This window comes from Mycolicibacterium frederiksbergense (assembly GCF_012223425.1).
Taxonomy (GTDB): domain Bacteria; phylum Actinomycetota; class Actinomycetes; order Mycobacteriales; family Mycobacteriaceae; genus Mycobacterium; species Mycobacterium frederiksbergense.
This window is the reverse complement of the sequence record NZ_CP038797.1, coordinates 308,360-325,725: the sequence shown is the minus strand read 5'-3', so window position 1 is coordinate 325,725 and position 17,366 is coordinate 308,360. Positions and strand designations below refer to the sequence as shown.

The window sequence follows — 17,366 nt, the reverse complement described above, 5'->3', positions numbered from 1 at the left end:
CGGGTACTGCGGCCGGTTCGCCACTATGCAATATGTCAGGGCTCGGTGGTCAGCCGGTCCAGTAGCGGCCGTAGGTCTTCGGCCAGTAGTGCCATGAGATACACCGCTGCAACTCTGTGCTGGCGGTCGAGGACCATGGTGGTGGGTACGACGCTGGTTGGATAGGTGCGTCCCAGCGTGATGAGGCTGCGCAGCGATGGGTCGAAGATGGAGGGATATTGAACGTCGCGGTCGGTGACGAAATCGCGTGCGGTGTCGCGGTTGTCGCGGACGTCGATACCCAGGAACTGCACGCCGCGGTCACGGTATTCGGCGTAAACCGTTTCCAGTTCTGGAGTTTCGGTGCGGCATGGCGCACACCAGGAGCCCCACACATTGATGAGGACCACTTTCCCGGTGAAATCCGACAACCGGATCGGTGCGTCGGTAAACAGATCGGGTCCGGTTAGATCCCCGATCGTGCCTCGTGTGGAGGGAGGGTCATAGAAGATCGCGGTCTGTCCGCCGGGCGATACGAAGTCAAAGGTGCCGCCTTGGGCGACGGCGCCCTCGCCGGTGGTGCAGCCGGCAACCGTGGCTGCGACGATAAGGGCTGCCACGACGGCGACGATTTGCCTAAGGCTAGTCACGAGGAGTCCTCTCGATGGTTCATGTTGGCGCCGGAGTGCACCGCTGGTGTTCGTGGCTGCCTAGTTCTCGAAGGCGAGACCGCTGACGAGGATCACGATGCCCAGGCCTATCAGGACGATCGGGAAGAGGACGTGTTCCCAGCGTTCGAGGACTTCTGCGATCGGCCGGCGGGTGGCGACGAATCTGGCGGCGACGACCAGCACCGAGACGAGCACGAGGAACACGGCACAGTAAGCCACCACGGCCGCCGGTCCCACGCTCAAGAACACCGGAACGTAGACGCCGATGTTGTCGCCGCCGTTGGCGAAGGTGACTGCTGCGACGGTTAACACGCCGACGTTCTTGCCAGCGACTTTGCCGTCGTCGTCATCATCATCATCGTTGCCGCGCCAGGTTTGCCACGCCGCCCACAGTCCCAGGGCGAGGGGGATGAGTCCGAAGTACGGGATCACTTCTGGGGGAAGGAACGCTCCGGCACCCAGCGTCACGAGCACAGCCGCACCCAGAATCCCGGCGAATCCCAGGTATTGGCCTGCGGTGATCCGGGCCGTGGTTCCGCGTTGTCCTGCGCCGCGGGCGAAAAACAGTGAGAGCACGATGATGTCGTCGATGTTGGTGACGATGAACAGGCCGATTGCGGGCAGCACTGAGGACAAGATCATCCGTTTACCTCCGAGTCTGCGGTATCGCTTGCCCGCCAACTAGCCACAACGAGGGCGGCTGCCCCGGTGACGACGAAGACGTCAGCGAGGTTGAAGGTGGGAAACCAGCCAGTGTGTAGGTAGTCGGTGACCTGCCCATCAGCGGCGCGGTCGATCACGTTGGCCACCGCCCCACCCAGCATCGCCGCAAGTGCCAGCACGACGGGCAGCGCCGCGGTGCGCGTGAGGCGTACCGCGAACACTGCCAAACCGGCCACGATCAGGCCGGTGACGCCGAGCAGGGCCGCTGGCGGCAGGGTGTCCCCGAGACTGAATGCCACACCGGGGTTGAACGCCAGCCGCAGATCTAGCAGCCCGAGATCTGTTGAGTTGCCGCCGGTCAGTGCGCGACCGGCCCACGCCTTCAAGCCCAGGTCAAGTGCCGCCACGGTGACCACCGTGGCGGCAAGGGCGATCCGCCCCCGTCTCACTCGGGTGTCGGTGTCGGTGTGGTCGGTGGTCACGACGGCGCACCCACGACGGCCGCGCGTATCGGTCGCGCCACCTCGTGCAGTGCCGCATCGGCCAGCGGTTTGGTACGCCCAGCGCGCACCCCGTTGGCAATGACGATGATCTCGGCGAGTTCGTGGACGAGCACGACGGCGGCCAGTCCGAGGATGCCGAACAGCGCCAGCGGCATCAGCACGATGATCAGCCCGAGGGATAGACCGAGGTTCTGCAACATGATTCGCCGCGCACGGCGGGCGTGCCGGAACGCTTGAGGAAGGTGGCGCAGGTCTTCGCCCATCAACGCCACGTCGGCTGTTTCGATGGCAACGTCGGTGCCCATCGCTCCCATGGCGATGCCGATGTCGGCGGTGGCCAGCGCGGGAGCGTCGTTGACCCCGTCGCCGACCATCGCTGTGGGACGCTGGCTGCGAAGCTGTTCGATCAGTCGGGCCTTGTCCTCGGGGCGCAGCTCGGCGTGCACGTCCTCGATACCGACATCGCGGGCCAAACTCGCTGCGGTGGTGTGGTTGTCGCCGGTGAGCATGGCCACGTGGTAGCCGTCGCGGCGCAGTTGGGCGATGACTTCGGCGGCTTCGGGGCGCAGCTCGTCGCGCACGGCAACGGCGCCCACCACCTGACCGGCAACTTCGACGAGGACGGCGGTGGCACCGGCCTGCTGCATCCGGGTGACGTCACCGGCCAGTGGGCCTGGGTCGAGCCAGCCGGGGCGGCCCAGCCGGATGGCGTGCCCATCGCGATGTCCGGTGAGTCCGGCTCCGGTGACGGCTTCGACGTCAGTGGCTGGGGTGACCTCTTTAACGGCGGCCAGGATCGCAGCGGCGAGGGGATGCTCGCTGCGCGACTCCAACGCTGCGGCCAGGTCCAGCACCTGTTCCGAGGTCGATCCGTTGATTGTGACGACTTCGATGACGGCGGGCCGATTGGCGGTCAGTGTGCCGGTCTTGTCCAAGGCAACCCCGCGGATTCTGCCGAGCCCTTCAAGTGCGGCGCCGCCCTTGACCAGTGATCCCAGCTTGCTGGCGGCGCCAATGGCGGCGACGACCGTGACTGGCACAGAAATCGCCAGTGCGCACGGTGACGCGGCGACCAGCACCACCAAGGCGCGTTCGATCCACGTGGCCGGGTCGCCGAACACGCTGCCGATTACCGCGATCGACGCCGCGGCGATCATGATTCCGGGCACCAGTGGTTTGGCGATGCGATCGGCCAGGCGCTGCGAGGAACCCTTGCGGGATTGCTCGGCCTCCACGATGCGCACGATGCGGGCCAGCGAGTTGTCCTCGGCCGTGGTGGTGACCTCGACCTCAAGCACACCGGTGCCATTGATCGACCCGGCGAACACCTCGTCTCCGGGACCGGCCTCCACGGGAACCGACTCACCGGTAATGGCCGAAACATCGAGCGCGGTGCGGCCATGACGGATGATGCCGTCGGTGGCGAGACGCTCACCGGGCTTGACCACCATACGGTCACCGATCCGCAATTCCGCAGGCGCAACGGTCTTTTCGCCGCCATCGCGTAGAACGGTCGCCTCGTCGGGCACCAGTGACAACAGGGCGCGCAGCCCGCGGCGGGTGCGGGTCAACGAATATTCTTCCAGCCCTTCGCTGATCGAGAACAAGAAGGCCAGCATCGCGGCCTCGCCGACTTCCCCGAGGATCACCGCGCCGACGGCGGCGATCGTCATCAGCGTGCCGACGCCGATCTTGCCTTTGGCCAGCCGTCTGAGGGTAGACGGCACGAAGGTGTAGGCACCGGCCAGCAGCCCGATCGCTTCCAGAGTGAGCACGACCGACTCGGCGGCATCGACTCCTCCGGCGATCAGGGAAGCCAGCAGGAAGACTCCGGAGATGGCGGCGAACTGCAATTCCTTGATCTGCCAGAGCCGTTCGGGCTCACCGTCCCGTTCGTCGGTGTCGCGGGGCTCGTCGTTGCCGCATCCGCAGGCGTCACTCATCGGCGGGGCTCCTCGGTATCGATCGTCGTCGTTGTGTGGGCGTTGGTTCCGTAGTTAGGGCACAACGCCACCGTGTTGCCGGTCGCGGCCAGCAGCGTCTCCGCTGAGGCCAGCAGATCCATGAGTTCCGGTCGGGTCAGCGAGTAGAACATCTGCCGGCCTTCGGGGCGTCCGATCACGAGACCGCAGTCCCGCAGACAGGCGACATGGGCTGAGACAGTGGACTGCGCCAACCCCAGCTCGCCGATCAAGTCAGCCACGCGCGCCTCACCGTCGGCCAGGCGGCGCACGATCGCCAGCCGGGCGGAATCGGAGAGACTATGAAACAGCGCTACCGCAGCATTCAGATTCGAAGAGGTTCCACCTGCTGAGCCGACAGCCGCGCAATCATCCGACACATTCATCGCCATTTGACGATGATACATGGTCCCCGGCGATACTTCGCGCCTGGAGTGTCCGCTTACGCCGGCTGCGGTCCCAGGGGGCTGAGCGGAAGGTGTGAAGCCGCCGCCATCAATGGAACGCTGAGGGCGATCTGTTGGCCTTGCGCCTGATGCAATTCAGCCAGGTGGCACTTATCGGGGCTGCTGGCCTCCCATGGTCACGTTGAGTCGGTGGGTTGTCGTGTGGAGGTGAGGCCCAGGGTGTCCGCGGTGCTGTACTCGTCATCGACGAGCACCACGACGCCCCCTTCCCGGTCGATGATGGAGGCGGCGATCGACGCTCGGTACCCGGAGCCGCAGTGCACCCAGATCGGCATGTCAGGCAGTTCGTGAAGGCGGTCGGCGAGTAGGTGCAGCGGGATGTTGATCGCGCCGGGGATGCGGCTGGTGTCGTGCTCTTGGCGTTGTCGCACGTCGAGCACGACGAAATCCTCGCCACTGCCTAGGGTTTCGGCGAGGTCGGCGAAACCGGCGGTCCGATAGCAGCGCAGTGTTGATCCGGCGCGTAGATCGTCGATGTTTCCTGTGGCGGCGCCGTCGAGGTGGTCGACGCCTATGCGGACCAGTTCGCGGCGGGCCTCAGCGATCTGATCGAGTGTTTCCCCGATCAGGGTCAGTGGTTCGCCCCACCGGTGAAGCCAGCCCAGGTAGGTTACGAAGCTGCCAGACAGTTCGAACCCGAGCGTGCCGCTGAGATGCCCTGCGGCGAAGGCGGTGCGATTCCGCAGATCGACTACCCACTGGCCAGCGTCGATGCGTCGCCGCACCTCCTCGGGATCGACCGGTTCGGGTAACGAGAGGTCCACCGGAGCTGGTCCAGCCTGGTTAATCACTCCCATGTGGGCGTAGTACGCGGGATAGGCCGACAGTCCCTCGAGCAGCTCCGCGACATAGGCCTGCTCGTCTTGGGTGAGCGCCGGATTGCTCAGGCGTTGCTCGGCGATGGTCGAGGAATCACCACTGCCGGGGGTCGCCGAGCAGAAACTGCCGAACCCGTGGGTGGGATAGACCGAGGTGGCATCGGGGAGCACCGCTGCCAGTCGGTGCACCGACTGGTACTGGGCACGGGTCAACTCGTGCGTGTGTTCGGCGCCCAACAGATCGGTGCGCCCGGTGGTGCCGTGCAGCATGGATCCGCCGGTGAACACTGCGGTCACCGCACCGGTGATGTCGCGCAGCACATAGCTGACGTGGTGGTGGGTGTGACCGGGAGTGTGCATCACCTCCAACTGGATCGGTCCGGCGTCGATGACATCCCCGTCGCACGCCGGGCGGCGTTCGTAGTCCACCTGGTCGCCGGCGGGCACCACGTACTCGGCGCTCACCGTGCGGGCGAGTTCCAATCCGCCGGTGACGTAGTCGTTGTGGATGTGGGTTTCCAGCACGTGGGTGATTTGCACCCCACGCCGCTGGGCCAGGCCCAGCACTCGGTCGATGTCACGCTGCGGATCGATCACGACCCCCGTCGAACCGCTGCTGACCAAGTAACTACGGTCGCCGAGACTGGAGGTGTCGATAATCGTGACGTCCACGAAAAGACTCCCTTCTGGTTTCTGGATTGCTGAAAGTATGTTCACCCCCGCCAGTATGGATCGAAGCCTCTTGGACGGGGCAGCTGATGAAGGTGGGATCAGTTAGGTCAGGACGAGCGTGTCCAGCAGGACATATGCCGCCACGGCGAAGACCAGGTAAGCGAACCAGTGTTGCAACCGGCCGGTGTCGAGTCTGGCGCCATAGTGCCCGGCGACCAGTGAGCCGCCGATCGCAGTCGCAACGAACGCCGCTGTAATGGACCAGTCGATGCTTGCCCCATCGAGGTGAAAGAGCGCCCCGGCCGCGGAATTGGCGACGATGATCAGCAGCGAGGTGCCGATCGCGACGGACATCTGCACACCGAGCAACAGCACCAGGGCGGGAATGATGACGAATCCACCGCCCACACCGAACAGCCCGGTCAGCAGGCCGACCGCGAAGCCCGCCGGAATGGACCGCGGTGCGCAGCGACGCCAGTTGATGCCGCCATCGCCGACGGTGCAGGCAGTGCCGGCGTCGGTGGAATCGGTCAACATTCGCAGGCCGGCGCCGATCATGAGGATCGCGAAGCCGATCATCAGAACCCGCTGAGGCAGGCGCTCGCCGATGGCGCTGCCGAGCAGGGCGGCCGGTATGCCGGCCACCGCGAAGACAGCGGCCAGGCGCCACTGCACCTGTCCAGCGCGCAACCTGGGCAACACCCCCACCGCCGAGGCCACCGCCACCACGATGAGCGACATGGGGATCGCCTGCTCGACCCCGAGGCCGAGCGCATAGACCAGCGCCGGGACCGCCAGGATCGACCCGCCGCCGCCGAGCAACCCCAACAGCACCCCGATCACCGCACCCAGCACCAAGGTGATGACCACAGTCACCGGCGACACCGCTTCGACGCCCGGACGCACGCTCTCACGCAGCACACCGCAGGTCAGTCATCACGGTCTCCGACGCCGATACCAGGCACTGCACGCATCCTTCATGCCAACGCCAAGAACAGCTTCTCCAACTCGGCCTCGGTCATCGGCGCTGCCCCACCTTCGACCTGCCCGGCCAGGCACTCTCGCAAACCCGTGGCCACGATCTTGAAACCGGCCTTGTCCAGCGCGCGCGACACCGCGGCAAGCTGGGTTACCACGTCCTTGCAGTCGCGGCCCTGCTCGATCATCGCGATCACGCCCGCGAGTTGACCATGCGCACGACGCAACCGATTGAGCACCACTACGATGCTGTCCTGATCGCCGACCATCGCCAAACCCCTTCCGTAACAGTAGTTCCATCGTATACCCCACCGGGTATCTACCCGATCGTTGCGACGCCAGTCGTGGCGCTCGGTGCAAACGGGGCGCGCCGTGGTCGGAGAGGCAGGGTCGGGCCGCCCTTGCATTTCAATAAATCAGGGCGGACCGTGACTTCGCCACCCATCGACAGGGTATACCGGCGGGGGTATACAGGAAGGGTGAATGAACCTGTGAAGTCACCGTCGACGAGTTGGCTGCCAGGCGGGGCGCGGCCGGCCAGTCGGGTGGCGGATGCCCGCGAAGCCCTAGGAATACCAGTGCATCATTTCCTTGGCGCGCTGCCTATCAAAGGTGCTGGCCGCGCGTCTCGTCGACATCCCGGACACTGCGTTACGTCGTCTGCAGGTCGGGAAGCCGGTTCACGGCGCGCGAAGCCTGGGATTCTTCGGCCCGAAACGCTGTGTCGACCAAGGTGTGGGCGGGATGACGCAATGGGGGTGACGTCAATCCGGCCCATCGAGATTTGACCACTCGTCAGCGCCCACCCCATTCGGGTGCGGTACCGACCCCGACTGAATCAACAATTGTCCGACTACAACGAAAGAGGGACGCTCCAATGAAGAAGACCGTACTGATCCTGGGTGCCGGATTTGGCGGCCTGGAATTAGCCGCCCAACTCTCCGACACCCTCGCCGACCTGCACGTCATCCTGATCGACCACAACGACGGGTTTACCTTCGGCTTTTCCAAGCTCGACGTGTTGTTCACGAATCGCACCCCCGAGGATGTCCGCATTCCGTATGCCGAGCTGACCAGGCCCGGCGTGGAGTTCCGCCAGGAACGCATCACCTCCATCGACCCGGCCACCCGTCGCGTCGTCACCGACCAATCCGACTATCAGCCCGACTTCCTCGTCATCGCCCTGGGCGCCGACTACGAGCCCGAAGCCACCCCTGGCTTCACCGAGGACGGCTACGACTTCTACACGGTGGATGGCGCCGCTCGACTGCGCGACCGCCTCGCTGAATTCACCAGCGGCACCATCGTGCTGGGCGTCCTCAGCGTCCCCTTCAAGTGCCCGCCAGCACCCTACGAGGCAGTCCTGCTGCTACATGCCCACTTGGTCGAGCGGGGCATCCGCGACGCCGTCACCATCAAGGTGATCAGCCCCATGCCCTCTCCGATCCCGGTCTCCCCGGAAACATCCGAAGCGCTGATCACCGCCATGGCCGAACGTTGCATCATCTACCGGCCTGAGACCAAGATCCATTCACTGGACCCGAACCAACACCTAGCCCACACCGACACCGACACCGAGCCCTACGACTTGTTCATCGGCATCCCCAAACACCGCGTCCCCGACGTGATCGACGCCTCCGGGCTGACTGCTGGAGGCAACGACGGATGGATCGCCGTCGACCCCGCCACGCTCGCCACCAAACATGCTGGTGTGTATGCCATCGGCGACTGCGCCGACGCACCCGTACCCCGCGCCGGGGTTTACGCCGAAGACGCTGCCGGCACCGTTGCCGCCCACATCGCCGCACAGCTGCACGGGACACCATTTACCGCCAAGTATTCCGGGCGCGGGGTCTGCTACATCGAGTTCGGCGATGGACGGGTCGGTAAGGTCGACGCCGACTTCCTCTCCGGGTCCAAACCCACCGCCCCCTTCATCGGGCCCTCCACCGACCTGGCCGACGAGAAAGCCGAATTCGCCGTCACCCGACGACACCGCTGGTTCGGTCGATCCGCAAGCTGAACGACAGAATCACCTCCGATGACGGCGTGCCGGACAAGACCGATCGTCGCACACCCTTTTCATCGTCAAACACCGATGATAGCGTCGTATGTAGATTATTAGCTGGCGATGTCGCACCCTTATAGAGCGATGGCTGCCGTGAAGGGAAAGGGTTCTGAGGTGTTGATGAATCGGGTCGAGACTGCCCTGATCAATTCGCCGCCCCGGCGGTGGCTGCAACGTTTCTACGAAGTGCCGGTACTGCTGCGCTTAGGGGGCCGTATCCCGCCGGGCAGTACAGCCCTCGAGATTGGCTGTGGACCGGGCTACGGCTCACAGCTGGTGCTACAACGCTTCGGCGCCGACCGGATCGATGCCCTCGATCTGGATCCGACGATGATCGATCGCGCCCGTAAGCGGCTGGCACCCTGCGGAAATCGGGTCACCTTGGTCCGTGGCAGTGCCACGGACCTGCGGGCCGCGCTCGACGCTGACGACGACAGCTACGACGCGGTGTTCGACTTCGGCATCATCCACCACATTCCGCAGTGGCGTACCGCGGTGGCAGAAGCCGCGCGGGTGCTCGCCCCCGGTGGACGGTTCTACTTCGAAGAGGTCACCAAACACGCCCTCGACCGCCCGACCTACCGGCGACTGTTCGACCATCCCACCGACGACCGCTTCACCGCTGAACAGTTTGTTGACGAACTCCGCCGGCACGGCCTGCTCATCCTCGGCTCTGTCACCCGCATTCGGGGCGATTATCTGCTCGGTGTCGCCACCAAGCCGCTCGTCAACGGTGGTGCACGGTGATGGCCGCCGCCGCGGTAGGCCTGAAGCGCACAGATCGACTGTAACGACGGGCGACGTGAGTGAGAATGGCCAACCATGGGTGAGGCCGCTGCAGCGGACGCAACGTTCGCTTTCGTCGATCTGTCCGGCTTTACGGCCTTGACTGAGATGTGCGGCGACGAGGAAGCCGCCCTTCTCGCCGGGCGGCTGGTAGACCTCGCGCGAGACTCGCTCACCGTTCATGTCAGCCTGGTGAAAAGCATGGGGGACGCGGTGATGCTGCGCGCCCCTGGTCCTGAACAGATGATGGCGACGATCGTGGCGCTGGCCGATCGCGCCGCTGCCGAAGACGGCTTCCTCGTGCTCCGAGTCGGAATCCATCACGGGAGCGCCGTCGAACGTGACAACGATTTCTTCGGGCATGCGGTTAACACCGCCGCACGCGTGACAGCGCTGGCCGGCGCAGGCCAGGCAATAGTCACCGATCCGATACTGCCCGCATGCGAAGGGTTGGGTCTCGCGGTCCGCTCTTTGGGTGGCGGTGACAGTCTGATTCGGGACCAGTGTGACGGTCTGATTCGGGACCCACCCGGGCTTCGGCGTGGCGTCGTGACGGCTTGATCTGGACCCACTTCCGTGGCGTCAGGAGGACCCGCATCCAGCGGTCCTCGCGGCACCGGAAGTGGGTTTCGGGATGAGGGTGCGTGTGGAACTGTTCGCTGCGATCCGTCGGGACGCCCGGGTCGAGGGCATGTCGATCCGAGCGCTCGCACGCAAGCACCAAGTCGGACGCGGCACCGTTCGCCGGGCCCTCACGTCCGCGGAACCACCGCCGCGGAAGACCCCGGTGCGTTCCTCGCCCCGGTTGGATCCGTTCAAGTCGGCCATCGACGACATGCTCCGCGCCGACCTTGAGGCGCCGCGGAAGCAACGGCACACCGCCCGCCGGATCCACGTCCGCCTCATCGAGGAACACGACGCCATTGAGGTGTCGTACTCGACGGTTCGCGACTACGTCCGCATCCGCCGCACGCAGATCGGCCTCGAAGCTGGCCGCCGGGTCGAAGTCATGATCCCCCAGGAGCACGCGCCAGGCGCAGAAGCAGAAGTCGACTTCGGCGAGCTCTACGTCATCCTGGCCGGGGTGAAGACGAAGGTCTTCCTCTTCACATTCAGGTTGAGTTACTCCGGGAAGGCGGTGCACCGGATCTACGCCACCCAAGGCCAAGAGGCGTTCCTCGAGGGCCACATCGCCGCGTTCAACGAGATCGGCGGCATCCCCGCCCGGCACGTCCGGTACGACAACCTCACCGCCGCAGTCACCCGGGTCGTCAACGCGCGCGGTCGTGAGCGGGTAGAGAACGACCGCTGGGTGCTGTTCCGCTCTCACTTCGGGTTCGACGCGTTCTACTGCCAGCCGGGCATCGCCGGGGCACATGAGAAGGGCGGTGTGGAAGGCGACGTCGGCCGGTTCCGCCGCCAGCACCTCGTGCCCATGCCCGTCGTCGACTCGCTCGACGAGCTGAACGAGAAGGTCCGTGCCTTGGACGCCGCCGACGACCGCCGACGGATCTCGTCGCGGATCCGGACCGTCGGCGAGGACTTCGCGACCGAACGCGAGAACCTCGCGCCGCTCCCGGTCGAGGGGTTCGACCCCGGGCTGATGCTGAACCCGATGGTCGACCGCTCCGCGATGATCACCGTCCGCATGGCCCGGTACTCCGTCCCGGCGCGGTTCATCCACCGCCGCGTCCGCGTCTCCTTGCGCGCATCCGAGGTCGTCGTGTTCGACGGCCGACTCCAGATCGCCCGGCACGCCCGCGTCATCACAAGGGGTGGCCAGTCGGTGAACCTCGACCACTACCTCGAGGTGCTCAAGGGTAAGCCGGGCGCATTGCCAGGCTCCACCGCGTTGGCGCAGGCCCGCGAATCGGGGGCGTTCACGCCTGCGCATGAGGCGTTCTGGGCGAACGCCCGCAGGCGGCTCGGGGATGCGGTCGGCACCCGGGAACTGATCGACGTGCTCCTACTGCACCGCGCCATGGCCGCCGACGAAGTCGAAGCCGGGCTGCTCGCCGCAGTGAGCGTCGGTGCAGTCTCAGCTGATGTGGTCGCGGTCGAAGCACGCCTGCACACCACCCTCGCAGCGCCCACCGGGGCCAGTTCAGACCGTCATCCCGTTGCGCAGCCCAGCGATGGCGAACGACGAGATGGCGACGCCAAGCGCAGCCGGAAGGTCGTGTCCCTCACCGAACGCCTGCTGCTCGACCCGGCCGCGGTCATCGCCGGCCTCCCGCCCGACACCCGGCCGCTGCCGTCGATGGAGAAATACCAGCAACTGCTCGGCCGCCGCACCGGCACCGACCACCACCCCGACCCGATGAGTCCCGATGAGAGCGGAGCACCCCGATGAGCACAGTCACCAGCGTGACCACCACCTTGCGCCGCCGCCGCGGCCTGACCGAGGAAGCCGCCGTAGCGGCGGTCGACCAGGCCTGCCGGAGGCTCCGGCTCCCGACCATGCGGGCCCTGCTTGGCGACGCGGTCGCGGCGGCGAACAAGGACCAGTTGACCTACACCGGATTCCTCGCCGAGCTGCTCCTGGCCGAGTGCGACGACCGCGACCGTCGGTCCACCATCCGGCGCGTGAACGGCGCCGGGTTCCCGCGGAGCAAGTTCCTCGCGGACTTCGACTTCGACGCCAACTCGAACATCAACCCCGCCACCATCCACCAGTTGGCGACCGGCGAGTGGGTGCGGAAGGGCCAGCCGCTGTGCCTGATCGGGGATTCCGGCACCGGCAAGTCTCACCTGCTCATCGGCATGGGGACCGCAGCCGCGGAAAAGGGATTCCGGGTAAAGTACACCCTCGCCACGAGGCTGGTGAACGAGCTTGTAGAAGCAGCCGATGAGAAGCAGTTGGCCCGCACGATCGCTCGTTACGGCCGCGTCGACCTGCTCTGCATTGACGAGCTCGGCTACATGGAACTGGACCGCCGCGGCGCCGAACTCCTCTTCCAGGTCCTCACCGAGCGAGAGGAGAAGAACAGCGTGGCAATCGCGTCCAACGAGGGCTTCGCCGGCTGGACCAAGACCTTCACGGACCCGCGCCTGTGCGCGGCCATCGTCGACCGCCTCACCTTCGGCGGCAACATCATCGAAACTGGTACCGACTCCTACCGGCTGGCGTCGACCCGGTCAGGGAACGCGTCGCGGTGACGCAATCAACCGAGCCTGTTTCGTGCGCACGCCGCACCCGGTGGGCTGTCACTGCGTGCTGTCCCGCGTGGTCATCGGGCGCCCCCGAAGGATCCGGCGGCGTCGCTGGAGAACCCCGAGCGCCAGCACTACCAGCGCAGACGCGGCAGCGAGCGCGCCGATGAGTGTCGCCCGTGTCTGGATCCAGCTGGAGACCACCGCGGAGACGTCAGTGAGTCCGCCACCACGGCCCGCGGCGACCGGGGCGTCGCTGGTGGCCGCCGGGTACCAGTACCAGGCCAGATAGGCGCCGGTGAGCAGCAGGACGACAGCGGTGACCCGTGGGCCATGGCGGGCCAATCGCGCGACGTGGCGGGTGAGTCCGCTGCCTGCCGCGGCGGTGGCCAGGGCGAGCAGCAGCAGGACGGTCGCCGAGCCAGCAGCGTAGACACCGAAGACGAGCAGGAGCCCGGCATAGCTGTAGGTGGCCTGCGCCTGCGCGATGACCGCGAGGATCACCCCGAACGTGCACGACAGCGAAGCCAGCGCGTAGCCGACCCCAAACGCAGCCATCCGGGCAGTGGGTGGGAGTCCCGCGGCTGCCCGGCCGGGGATCCGAGGCACCCGCACCGAGACCGAGCGTCCGGCTAGCATCCACAGGCCGAGAACCACCAGCAGGATGCCGACGGCCAGGCCAAGCGACGGCGCGGCGCGAATCAGCCCTCGGGCGCCGGCGCTGACTACCAGGCCAGCTGCCGCGAGGGTGCCGGCGAACCCCACCGCCAACACGAGACCGGCCCGCAGCGCCCGCAGCAGCCGCACCGGGACCGTTGAGGCATCGGTGTCGCCGAGGGTGTGGGTGATCCAGGCCGGGAGTAGCGCGAACCCGCACGGGTTCACGGGCGCGACCATGCCGGCCGCGAAGGCGAGGGTGAGCAGTCCGCCCATGGGTCAGGCTCCGGCCTTTGCCAGTTCGGCGGTGATCGTCGCGGCGTCGGGGTCGGTGGCGCGGAAGGTCACCGTGCCGTCGGCGTCGACGACGATCAGGGTGGACAGAGCGGCCACCTCGAATCGCCGGGAGAGTGCCGCGCCATCGTCGATTGCGGCCGGTACGTGTTCGGCGTCGACGGACTCCATGAAGTCGCCGATCAGGGCCTTGGATTCGCCGGGGTCCATGTCGACGGCGAGGAAGCTTGCCACGGTGCCGGCGTTCTCGGCGGTGGTGGCGGCCTCGCCGAGGGACCGGACGCCGTTGACGCATTCGCCGCACCCGACGGAGAAGAAGAACACCGCGGTGGGCTTCCCGTTGGCGGGCAGGCTGATCTGCTGGCCATCGACGCTGGTCACGGTGGCGGGTGAACCGGAACCGGCGGTCGCGGGGTCGGCACTGTTGCCGCAGGCGGTCAGGGTCAGCGATCCGGCGGCGAGTACGGCGGCGATCGAGAGCGCGGCGTGGTGGCGGCGGGTGATTCTCATCGGTTCTGCTCGTCCTTCGGGTCGACGTTTTCGTTGGTGGGCATGGGCGGGCAGCAGCCGTGGCCGGCGGTGCCGCCGCCGCGGCGGGAGATGGCAATCAGCGCGAGGATCGCCAGGGCGATCCCGGCGCCGATGACCCACGGGTTGCGGAGGAACGCGCCGATACCGGCGATCGCGCCACCGGCGATGAGGATGGGGAGCAAGGCGCAACAGGCGACCATGAGCAGCGCGGCGCCGGCTCCGAGGAGCAGGCCGCTGCCTCCCGGGCGATCGTCGTGGTTGGACATCATCGGTGTTCTCATTCCCTTCAGTGGGTATGGGTCAGCAGCAGCTGTGGCTGTCGTCGGCCGCGGCGGGCGCCTGGAGGCGGTTGAGCAGGCCGGTGGCGAGGGCGGCCCCGATCCGGCACGCCTCGGCCACCGGGACCACCTCCGCGCCGGGGTGCTCGGCCAGCCAGCCCGCGGCGTCCTCGGGGGAGGTGAAGTAGTGCACCTGGTTGCAGAAGGAGGAACGGATCGAGGTGATCTGCTCCGGGTTCACCAGCGACACCACCGCGGTGGGCGGATCGACGCTGGTTGCACCTTCTGTGGGGTCGACGTTGACCCGAACCGGCTCGCCGCTGACCGGGGAGGCCGACTCCACCTTTGCCGGGCGGTCCAGCAGGGCGGGGAAGATCAGCGTGTCCAGCGCACACCAGGTGTAGAGCTCCTCACCGGCCACGGTGAACCGGTGCGGGGTGGGGCGCAGGGTGAGGCCCTGGCCGATGATCCGGCCCTGATCGTCGTACTCGGTGTCCGGCACCGCCGCGAGACCGCGCCGTACGTCATCGAGGGTGCGGCTCGCAGCCGCGGCGAGTTGCTCGACGGTGACGGGGTCGCCGTCGACGAGCAGCCGCAGCAGCGGGATCAGCAGGCCGGCGTCAAGGCCGGTCTCCTCGGGTCGGGTGAGTCGTTGGGGCAGTTGGGTGCTGAGGTCCGACATCGCGGATGCCTCCTTCGTTGAGTGGGGTGGGTGCGGGTCAGGCGCAGCAGGAGAGCTTGGAGACGTCGGTGGTGAAGGCCTTCGCGACGATCCGGATGCCCTCGGTCATGGTCAGGTAAGGCGCCCAGGCGTCGGCGACCTCGGCGATGGTCTTGCCGATGATGTGGACGCCCGCGGCGGCCAGTTCGCCGGCGTCCTTGGCGACCGCGGTCAGGCCGAGGATCTCGCCGGTGTCGGCGTTGGCGACCATCTTGATGAAGCCGCGGGTGTCCCGGTTGACCAGCGTTCGCGGCACGTATTCCAGCGGGAGCACCCGGCAGTCGCAGCGGATCCCGGCCGCGAGGACTTGGGCCTCAGTCATCCCGACTGCGCCGATCGCGGGACTGGTGAACGTGACCCGGGGCAGCCGCATGTAGTCCACCGACCGCTCGGCGTCGGTGAAGGCGTTCTCGGCGACCACGGTGCCGTGGTGGGCGGCGACATAGACGAACTCGGGGTGCCCGGTCACGTCACCGGCCGCCCAGATCCGCGGGTTGGAGGACTGCAGCTGGTCGGTGACCACGATCTCGCCGACCTCGCCAGTCTTCACCTCGACCGCGTCGAGGTTGAGCCCGTCGGTCACCGGTCGGCGGCCGAGAGCGACCAGAACCTCGTCGGCGCGGAACTCCTGCGCGCCACCGGAGACGTCCGCGGTCACCACCACCTGGCCGGTGGCGGCGTCGCGGGTCACGCGGGTCGGGACCGCTCGGCGGACCACCCGGATGCCCTCATCGGCGAAGACCTCCTGCAGCGCCTTGGAGACCTCCGACTCCTCCTTCGACGCGAGCCGGGACCGAACCAGCAGGGTCACCGTCGACCCGAGCCGGGCGAACAGCTGCGCCTGCTCCAGGGCCACGTAGCCACCACCGAGCACCAGCAGCGAGTCGGGGACCTCGGTCAACTCCATCGCCGTAGTCGAGGTCAGGTACCCGGCCTCCTCCAACCCTTGGATCGGCGGGGCCCAGGGACGGGACCCGGTGGCCACCAGGTACTGCGCTGCCTCGATGGTCTCGACGCTGCCATCCGCCGCGGCGACCTCGAGCAGGGGCGAATCCGGAGTGCCGGCGAACGCGGCGTTGCCGCGGCGGACCTGCCAACCGTAGGAGTCGGCGACGTCGACGTACTTCTCACCCCGCAGGGCCTCGACGAGATCCTGCTTTCCGCCGATCAGGGCCGGCATGTCCACCGCGCCCGCGACGCTGGCGATGCCCGGGAACCGGGTCGGCGCGTCCGCGGCCACGTGCCGGGCCTCCGCGGCTGCGATCAGTGCCTTCGACGGCACGCAGCCGGTGTTCACACACGTGCCGCCGAACGTGCCACGCTCGACCATCACCACCGACTTGCCCAGAGAGGTCGCACGAATGGCCGCCGCGAACGCACCGCCGCCGGATCCGATGATCGCGAGGTCGTACCTGGTCTGCATCCCGATTCCTCCCAGAACTGTTGGGAAACGCTCCTGATGCAGCGATACTGGACCTTCCAGTAAAGGGGAAGGTCAAGCGAGACCTGCGACACGATGGAGGCCGGGATGCGGATCGGAGAACTCGCCGAGGCGGCAGGCACGACCACCAAGACTCTGCGGTTCTACGAAGAGCAAGGGCTGCTGCCCCCGGCCGAACGCACACCGGCCGGCTACCGCGACTACACCCCCGACGCGGTCAGCCGGATCGACTTCGTCCACCGCGGCCAAGCGGCCGGGCTCACCCTCGCCCAGATCAAGCAGATCCTCGACATCCGCGACCACGGCCAAGCTCCCTGCGGCCACGTACGTGACCTGCTGGACGCGCGCCTTGCCGACATCGACGCGCAGATCGCCGACCTCACAACACTTCGCGACAACGTGGCTGCGCTCCGCGACGATGCAGCCCTCCCAGAGCCCGAAACCTGTAGCCCCGATCAGGTCTGCAGATACCTATAGCCCTCGCCACTCGGCAGTGACCACCGAGACCAAGGGCGTGATTAGCCGGTGCCAGGTGGGTCCCAGTCAGGCCGTCATCGTGGTCCCAGATCGGGTTGACACAGCCACTCTTTGGGCGCCACCGCGCTCCGCAATATCGCATCTCCTATGGCGGTGTATCGCGTGTCGCTCCCACCGCCCCGATATCCCGTTGACCCCGTGTGTGGGGTTCGAATTGATCCGCGCACAACCAGCCACCATGTGCGGCA

19 protein-coding genes are annotated in these 17,366 nt (G+C 66.9%); 6 read left to right on the top strand and 13 right to left on the bottom strand.

Features of this window, described 5'->3' with window-relative positions; translation table 11 throughout:
* Positions 1 to 35: 35 nt before the first annotated feature.
* The 8 genes from EXE63_RS01700 to EXE63_RS01665 form a co-directional block, all read right to left on the bottom strand.
* Positions 36 to 629 (bottom strand): TlpA family protein disulfide reductase, encoded by a 594-nt coding sequence (locus EXE63_RS01700; protein WP_006247283.1) that lies wholly within the window; start codon positions 627 to 629, stop codon positions 36 to 38.
* Positions 630 to 689: 60 nt separating this feature from the next.
* Positions 690 to 1,292, bottom strand: a complete 603-nt coding sequence (locus EXE63_RS01695) for a cadmium resistance transporter (RefSeq protein WP_006247284.1) — start codon at positions 1,290 to 1,292, stop codon at positions 690 to 692.
* The gene (lspA, locus tag EXE63_RS01690) at positions 1,289 to 1,795 is read right to left on the bottom strand and encodes a signal peptidase II (protein WP_006247285.1); all 507 of its coding nucleotides are present in this window, start codon (positions 1,793 to 1,795) and stop codon (positions 1,289 to 1,291) included. The genes EXE63_RS01695 and lspA overlap by 4 nt, the downstream gene beginning before the upstream one ends.
* Positions 1,792 to 3,759 (bottom strand): heavy metal translocating P-type ATPase, encoded by a 1,968-nt coding sequence (locus tag EXE63_RS01685; RefSeq protein WP_006247286.1) that lies wholly within the window; start codon positions 3,757 to 3,759, stop codon positions 1,792 to 1,794. Before EXE63_RS01685 ends, lspA begins: the two co-directional genes overlap by 4 nt.
* Positions 3,756 to 4,169, bottom strand: a complete 414-nt coding sequence (locus EXE63_RS01680) for an ArsR/SmtB family transcription factor (protein ID WP_027332154.1) — start codon at positions 4,167 to 4,169, stop codon at positions 3,756 to 3,758. The genes EXE63_RS01685 and EXE63_RS01680 overlap by 4 nt, the downstream gene beginning before the upstream one ends.
* Before the next feature lie 191 nt (positions 4,170 to 4,360).
* Positions 4,361 to 5,734 carry an MBL fold metallo-hydrolase gene (locus EXE63_RS01675; RefSeq protein WP_006247288.1) on the bottom strand — a complete coding sequence of 458 codons (1,374 nt, stop codon included), beginning with the start codon at positions 5,732 to 5,734 and terminating at the stop codon, positions 4,361 to 4,363.
* A gap of 102 nt (positions 5,735 to 5,836) precedes the next feature.
* Positions 5,837 to 6,610, bottom strand: coding sequence for a sulfite exporter TauE/SafE family protein (locus EXE63_RS01670; RefSeq protein WP_027332155.1), 774 nt, complete (start codon positions 6,608 to 6,610; stop codon positions 5,837 to 5,839).
* 101 nt (positions 6,611 to 6,711) lie between these two features.
* A complete protein-coding gene (locus EXE63_RS01665; RefSeq protein WP_006247290.1) occupies positions 6,712 to 6,981 on the bottom strand; it encodes a metal-sensitive transcriptional regulator in 270 nt (89 codons plus the stop codon).
* Positions 6,982 to 7,589: 608 nt separating this feature from the next.
* On the opposite strand from EXE63_RS01665, the gene EXE63_RS01660 reads away from it, so the two are divergent.
* From EXE63_RS01660 to istB, 5 genes are all read left to right on the top strand, one after another.
* The gene (locus EXE63_RS01660; RefSeq protein ID WP_006247291.1) at positions 7,590 to 8,735 is read left to right on the top strand and encodes an NAD(P)/FAD-dependent oxidoreductase; all 1,146 of its coding nucleotides are present in this window, start codon (positions 7,590 to 7,592) and stop codon (positions 8,733 to 8,735) included.
* Between the two features lie 165 nt (positions 8,736 to 8,900).
* A complete protein-coding gene (locus EXE63_RS01655) occupies positions 8,901 to 9,527 on the top strand; it encodes a class I SAM-dependent methyltransferase (protein WP_013470258.1) in 627 nt (208 codons plus the stop codon).
* 75 nt (positions 9,528 to 9,602) lie between these two features.
* Positions 9,603 to 10,127, top strand: a complete 525-nt coding sequence (locus tag EXE63_RS01650; RefSeq protein ID WP_234904121.1) for an adenylate/guanylate cyclase domain-containing protein — start codon at positions 9,603 to 9,605, stop codon at positions 10,125 to 10,127.
* Positions 10,128 to 10,200: 73 nt separating this feature from the next.
* Positions 10,201 to 11,919: an IS21 family transposase gene (gene istA, locus EXE63_RS01645; RefSeq protein ID WP_008720624.1), complete on the top strand. Its 1,719-nt coding sequence runs from the start codon at positions 10,201 to 10,203 to the stop codon at positions 11,917 to 11,919.
* Positions 11,916 to 12,725: an IS21-like element helper ATPase IstB gene (gene istB / locus EXE63_RS01640; protein WP_006246577.1), complete on the top strand. Its 810-nt coding sequence runs from the start codon at positions 11,916 to 11,918 to the stop codon at positions 12,723 to 12,725. The genes istA and istB overlap by 4 nt, the downstream gene beginning before the upstream one ends.
* A 48-nt stretch (positions 12,726 to 12,773) precedes the next feature.
* On the opposite strand, the gene EXE63_RS01635 is transcribed toward istB, so the two are convergent.
* From EXE63_RS01635 to merA, 5 genes are read right to left on the bottom strand one after another with little or no spacing between them, the layout of a single operon-like run.
* Complete coding sequence (locus tag EXE63_RS01635; RefSeq protein ID WP_048472691.1) at positions 12,774 to 13,652, bottom strand: cytochrome c biogenesis CcdA family protein; 879 nt, start codon at positions 13,650 to 13,652, stop codon at positions 12,774 to 12,776.
* Between the two features lie 3 nt (positions 13,653 to 13,655).
* On the bottom strand, positions 13,656 to 14,180 hold the full coding sequence (locus EXE63_RS01630; protein ID WP_006246580.1) for a TlpA family protein disulfide reductase: 525 nt from the start codon (positions 14,178 to 14,180) through the stop codon (positions 13,656 to 13,658).
* Complete coding sequence (gene merT / locus EXE63_RS01625) at positions 14,177 to 14,482, bottom strand: mercuric ion transporter MerT (RefSeq protein ID WP_040538777.1); 306 nt, start codon at positions 14,480 to 14,482, stop codon at positions 14,177 to 14,179. Before merT ends, EXE63_RS01630 begins: the two co-directional genes overlap by 4 nt.
* Positions 14,483 to 14,501: 19 nt before the next feature.
* Complete coding sequence (merB, locus tag EXE63_RS01620) at positions 14,502 to 15,161, bottom strand: organomercurial lyase MerB (RefSeq protein ID WP_006246582.1); 660 nt, start codon at positions 15,159 to 15,161, stop codon at positions 14,502 to 14,504.
* A 37-nt stretch (positions 15,162 to 15,198) separates the two neighbouring features.
* Positions 15,199 to 16,623 carry a mercury(II) reductase gene (merA, locus tag EXE63_RS01615; RefSeq protein ID WP_006246583.1) on the bottom strand — a complete coding sequence of 475 codons (1,425 nt, stop codon included), beginning with the start codon at positions 16,621 to 16,623 and terminating at the stop codon, positions 15,199 to 15,201.
* 105 nt (positions 16,624 to 16,728) lie between these two features.
* Here merA and EXE63_RS01610 point away from each other — a divergent pair, with 105 nt between their 5' ends.
* Entirely contained in the window at positions 16,729 to 17,118 is a 390-nt protein-coding gene (locus EXE63_RS01610) for a heavy metal-responsive transcriptional regulator (protein WP_006246584.1), read from the top strand.
* Positions 17,119 to 17,366: the final 248 nt, after the last annotated feature.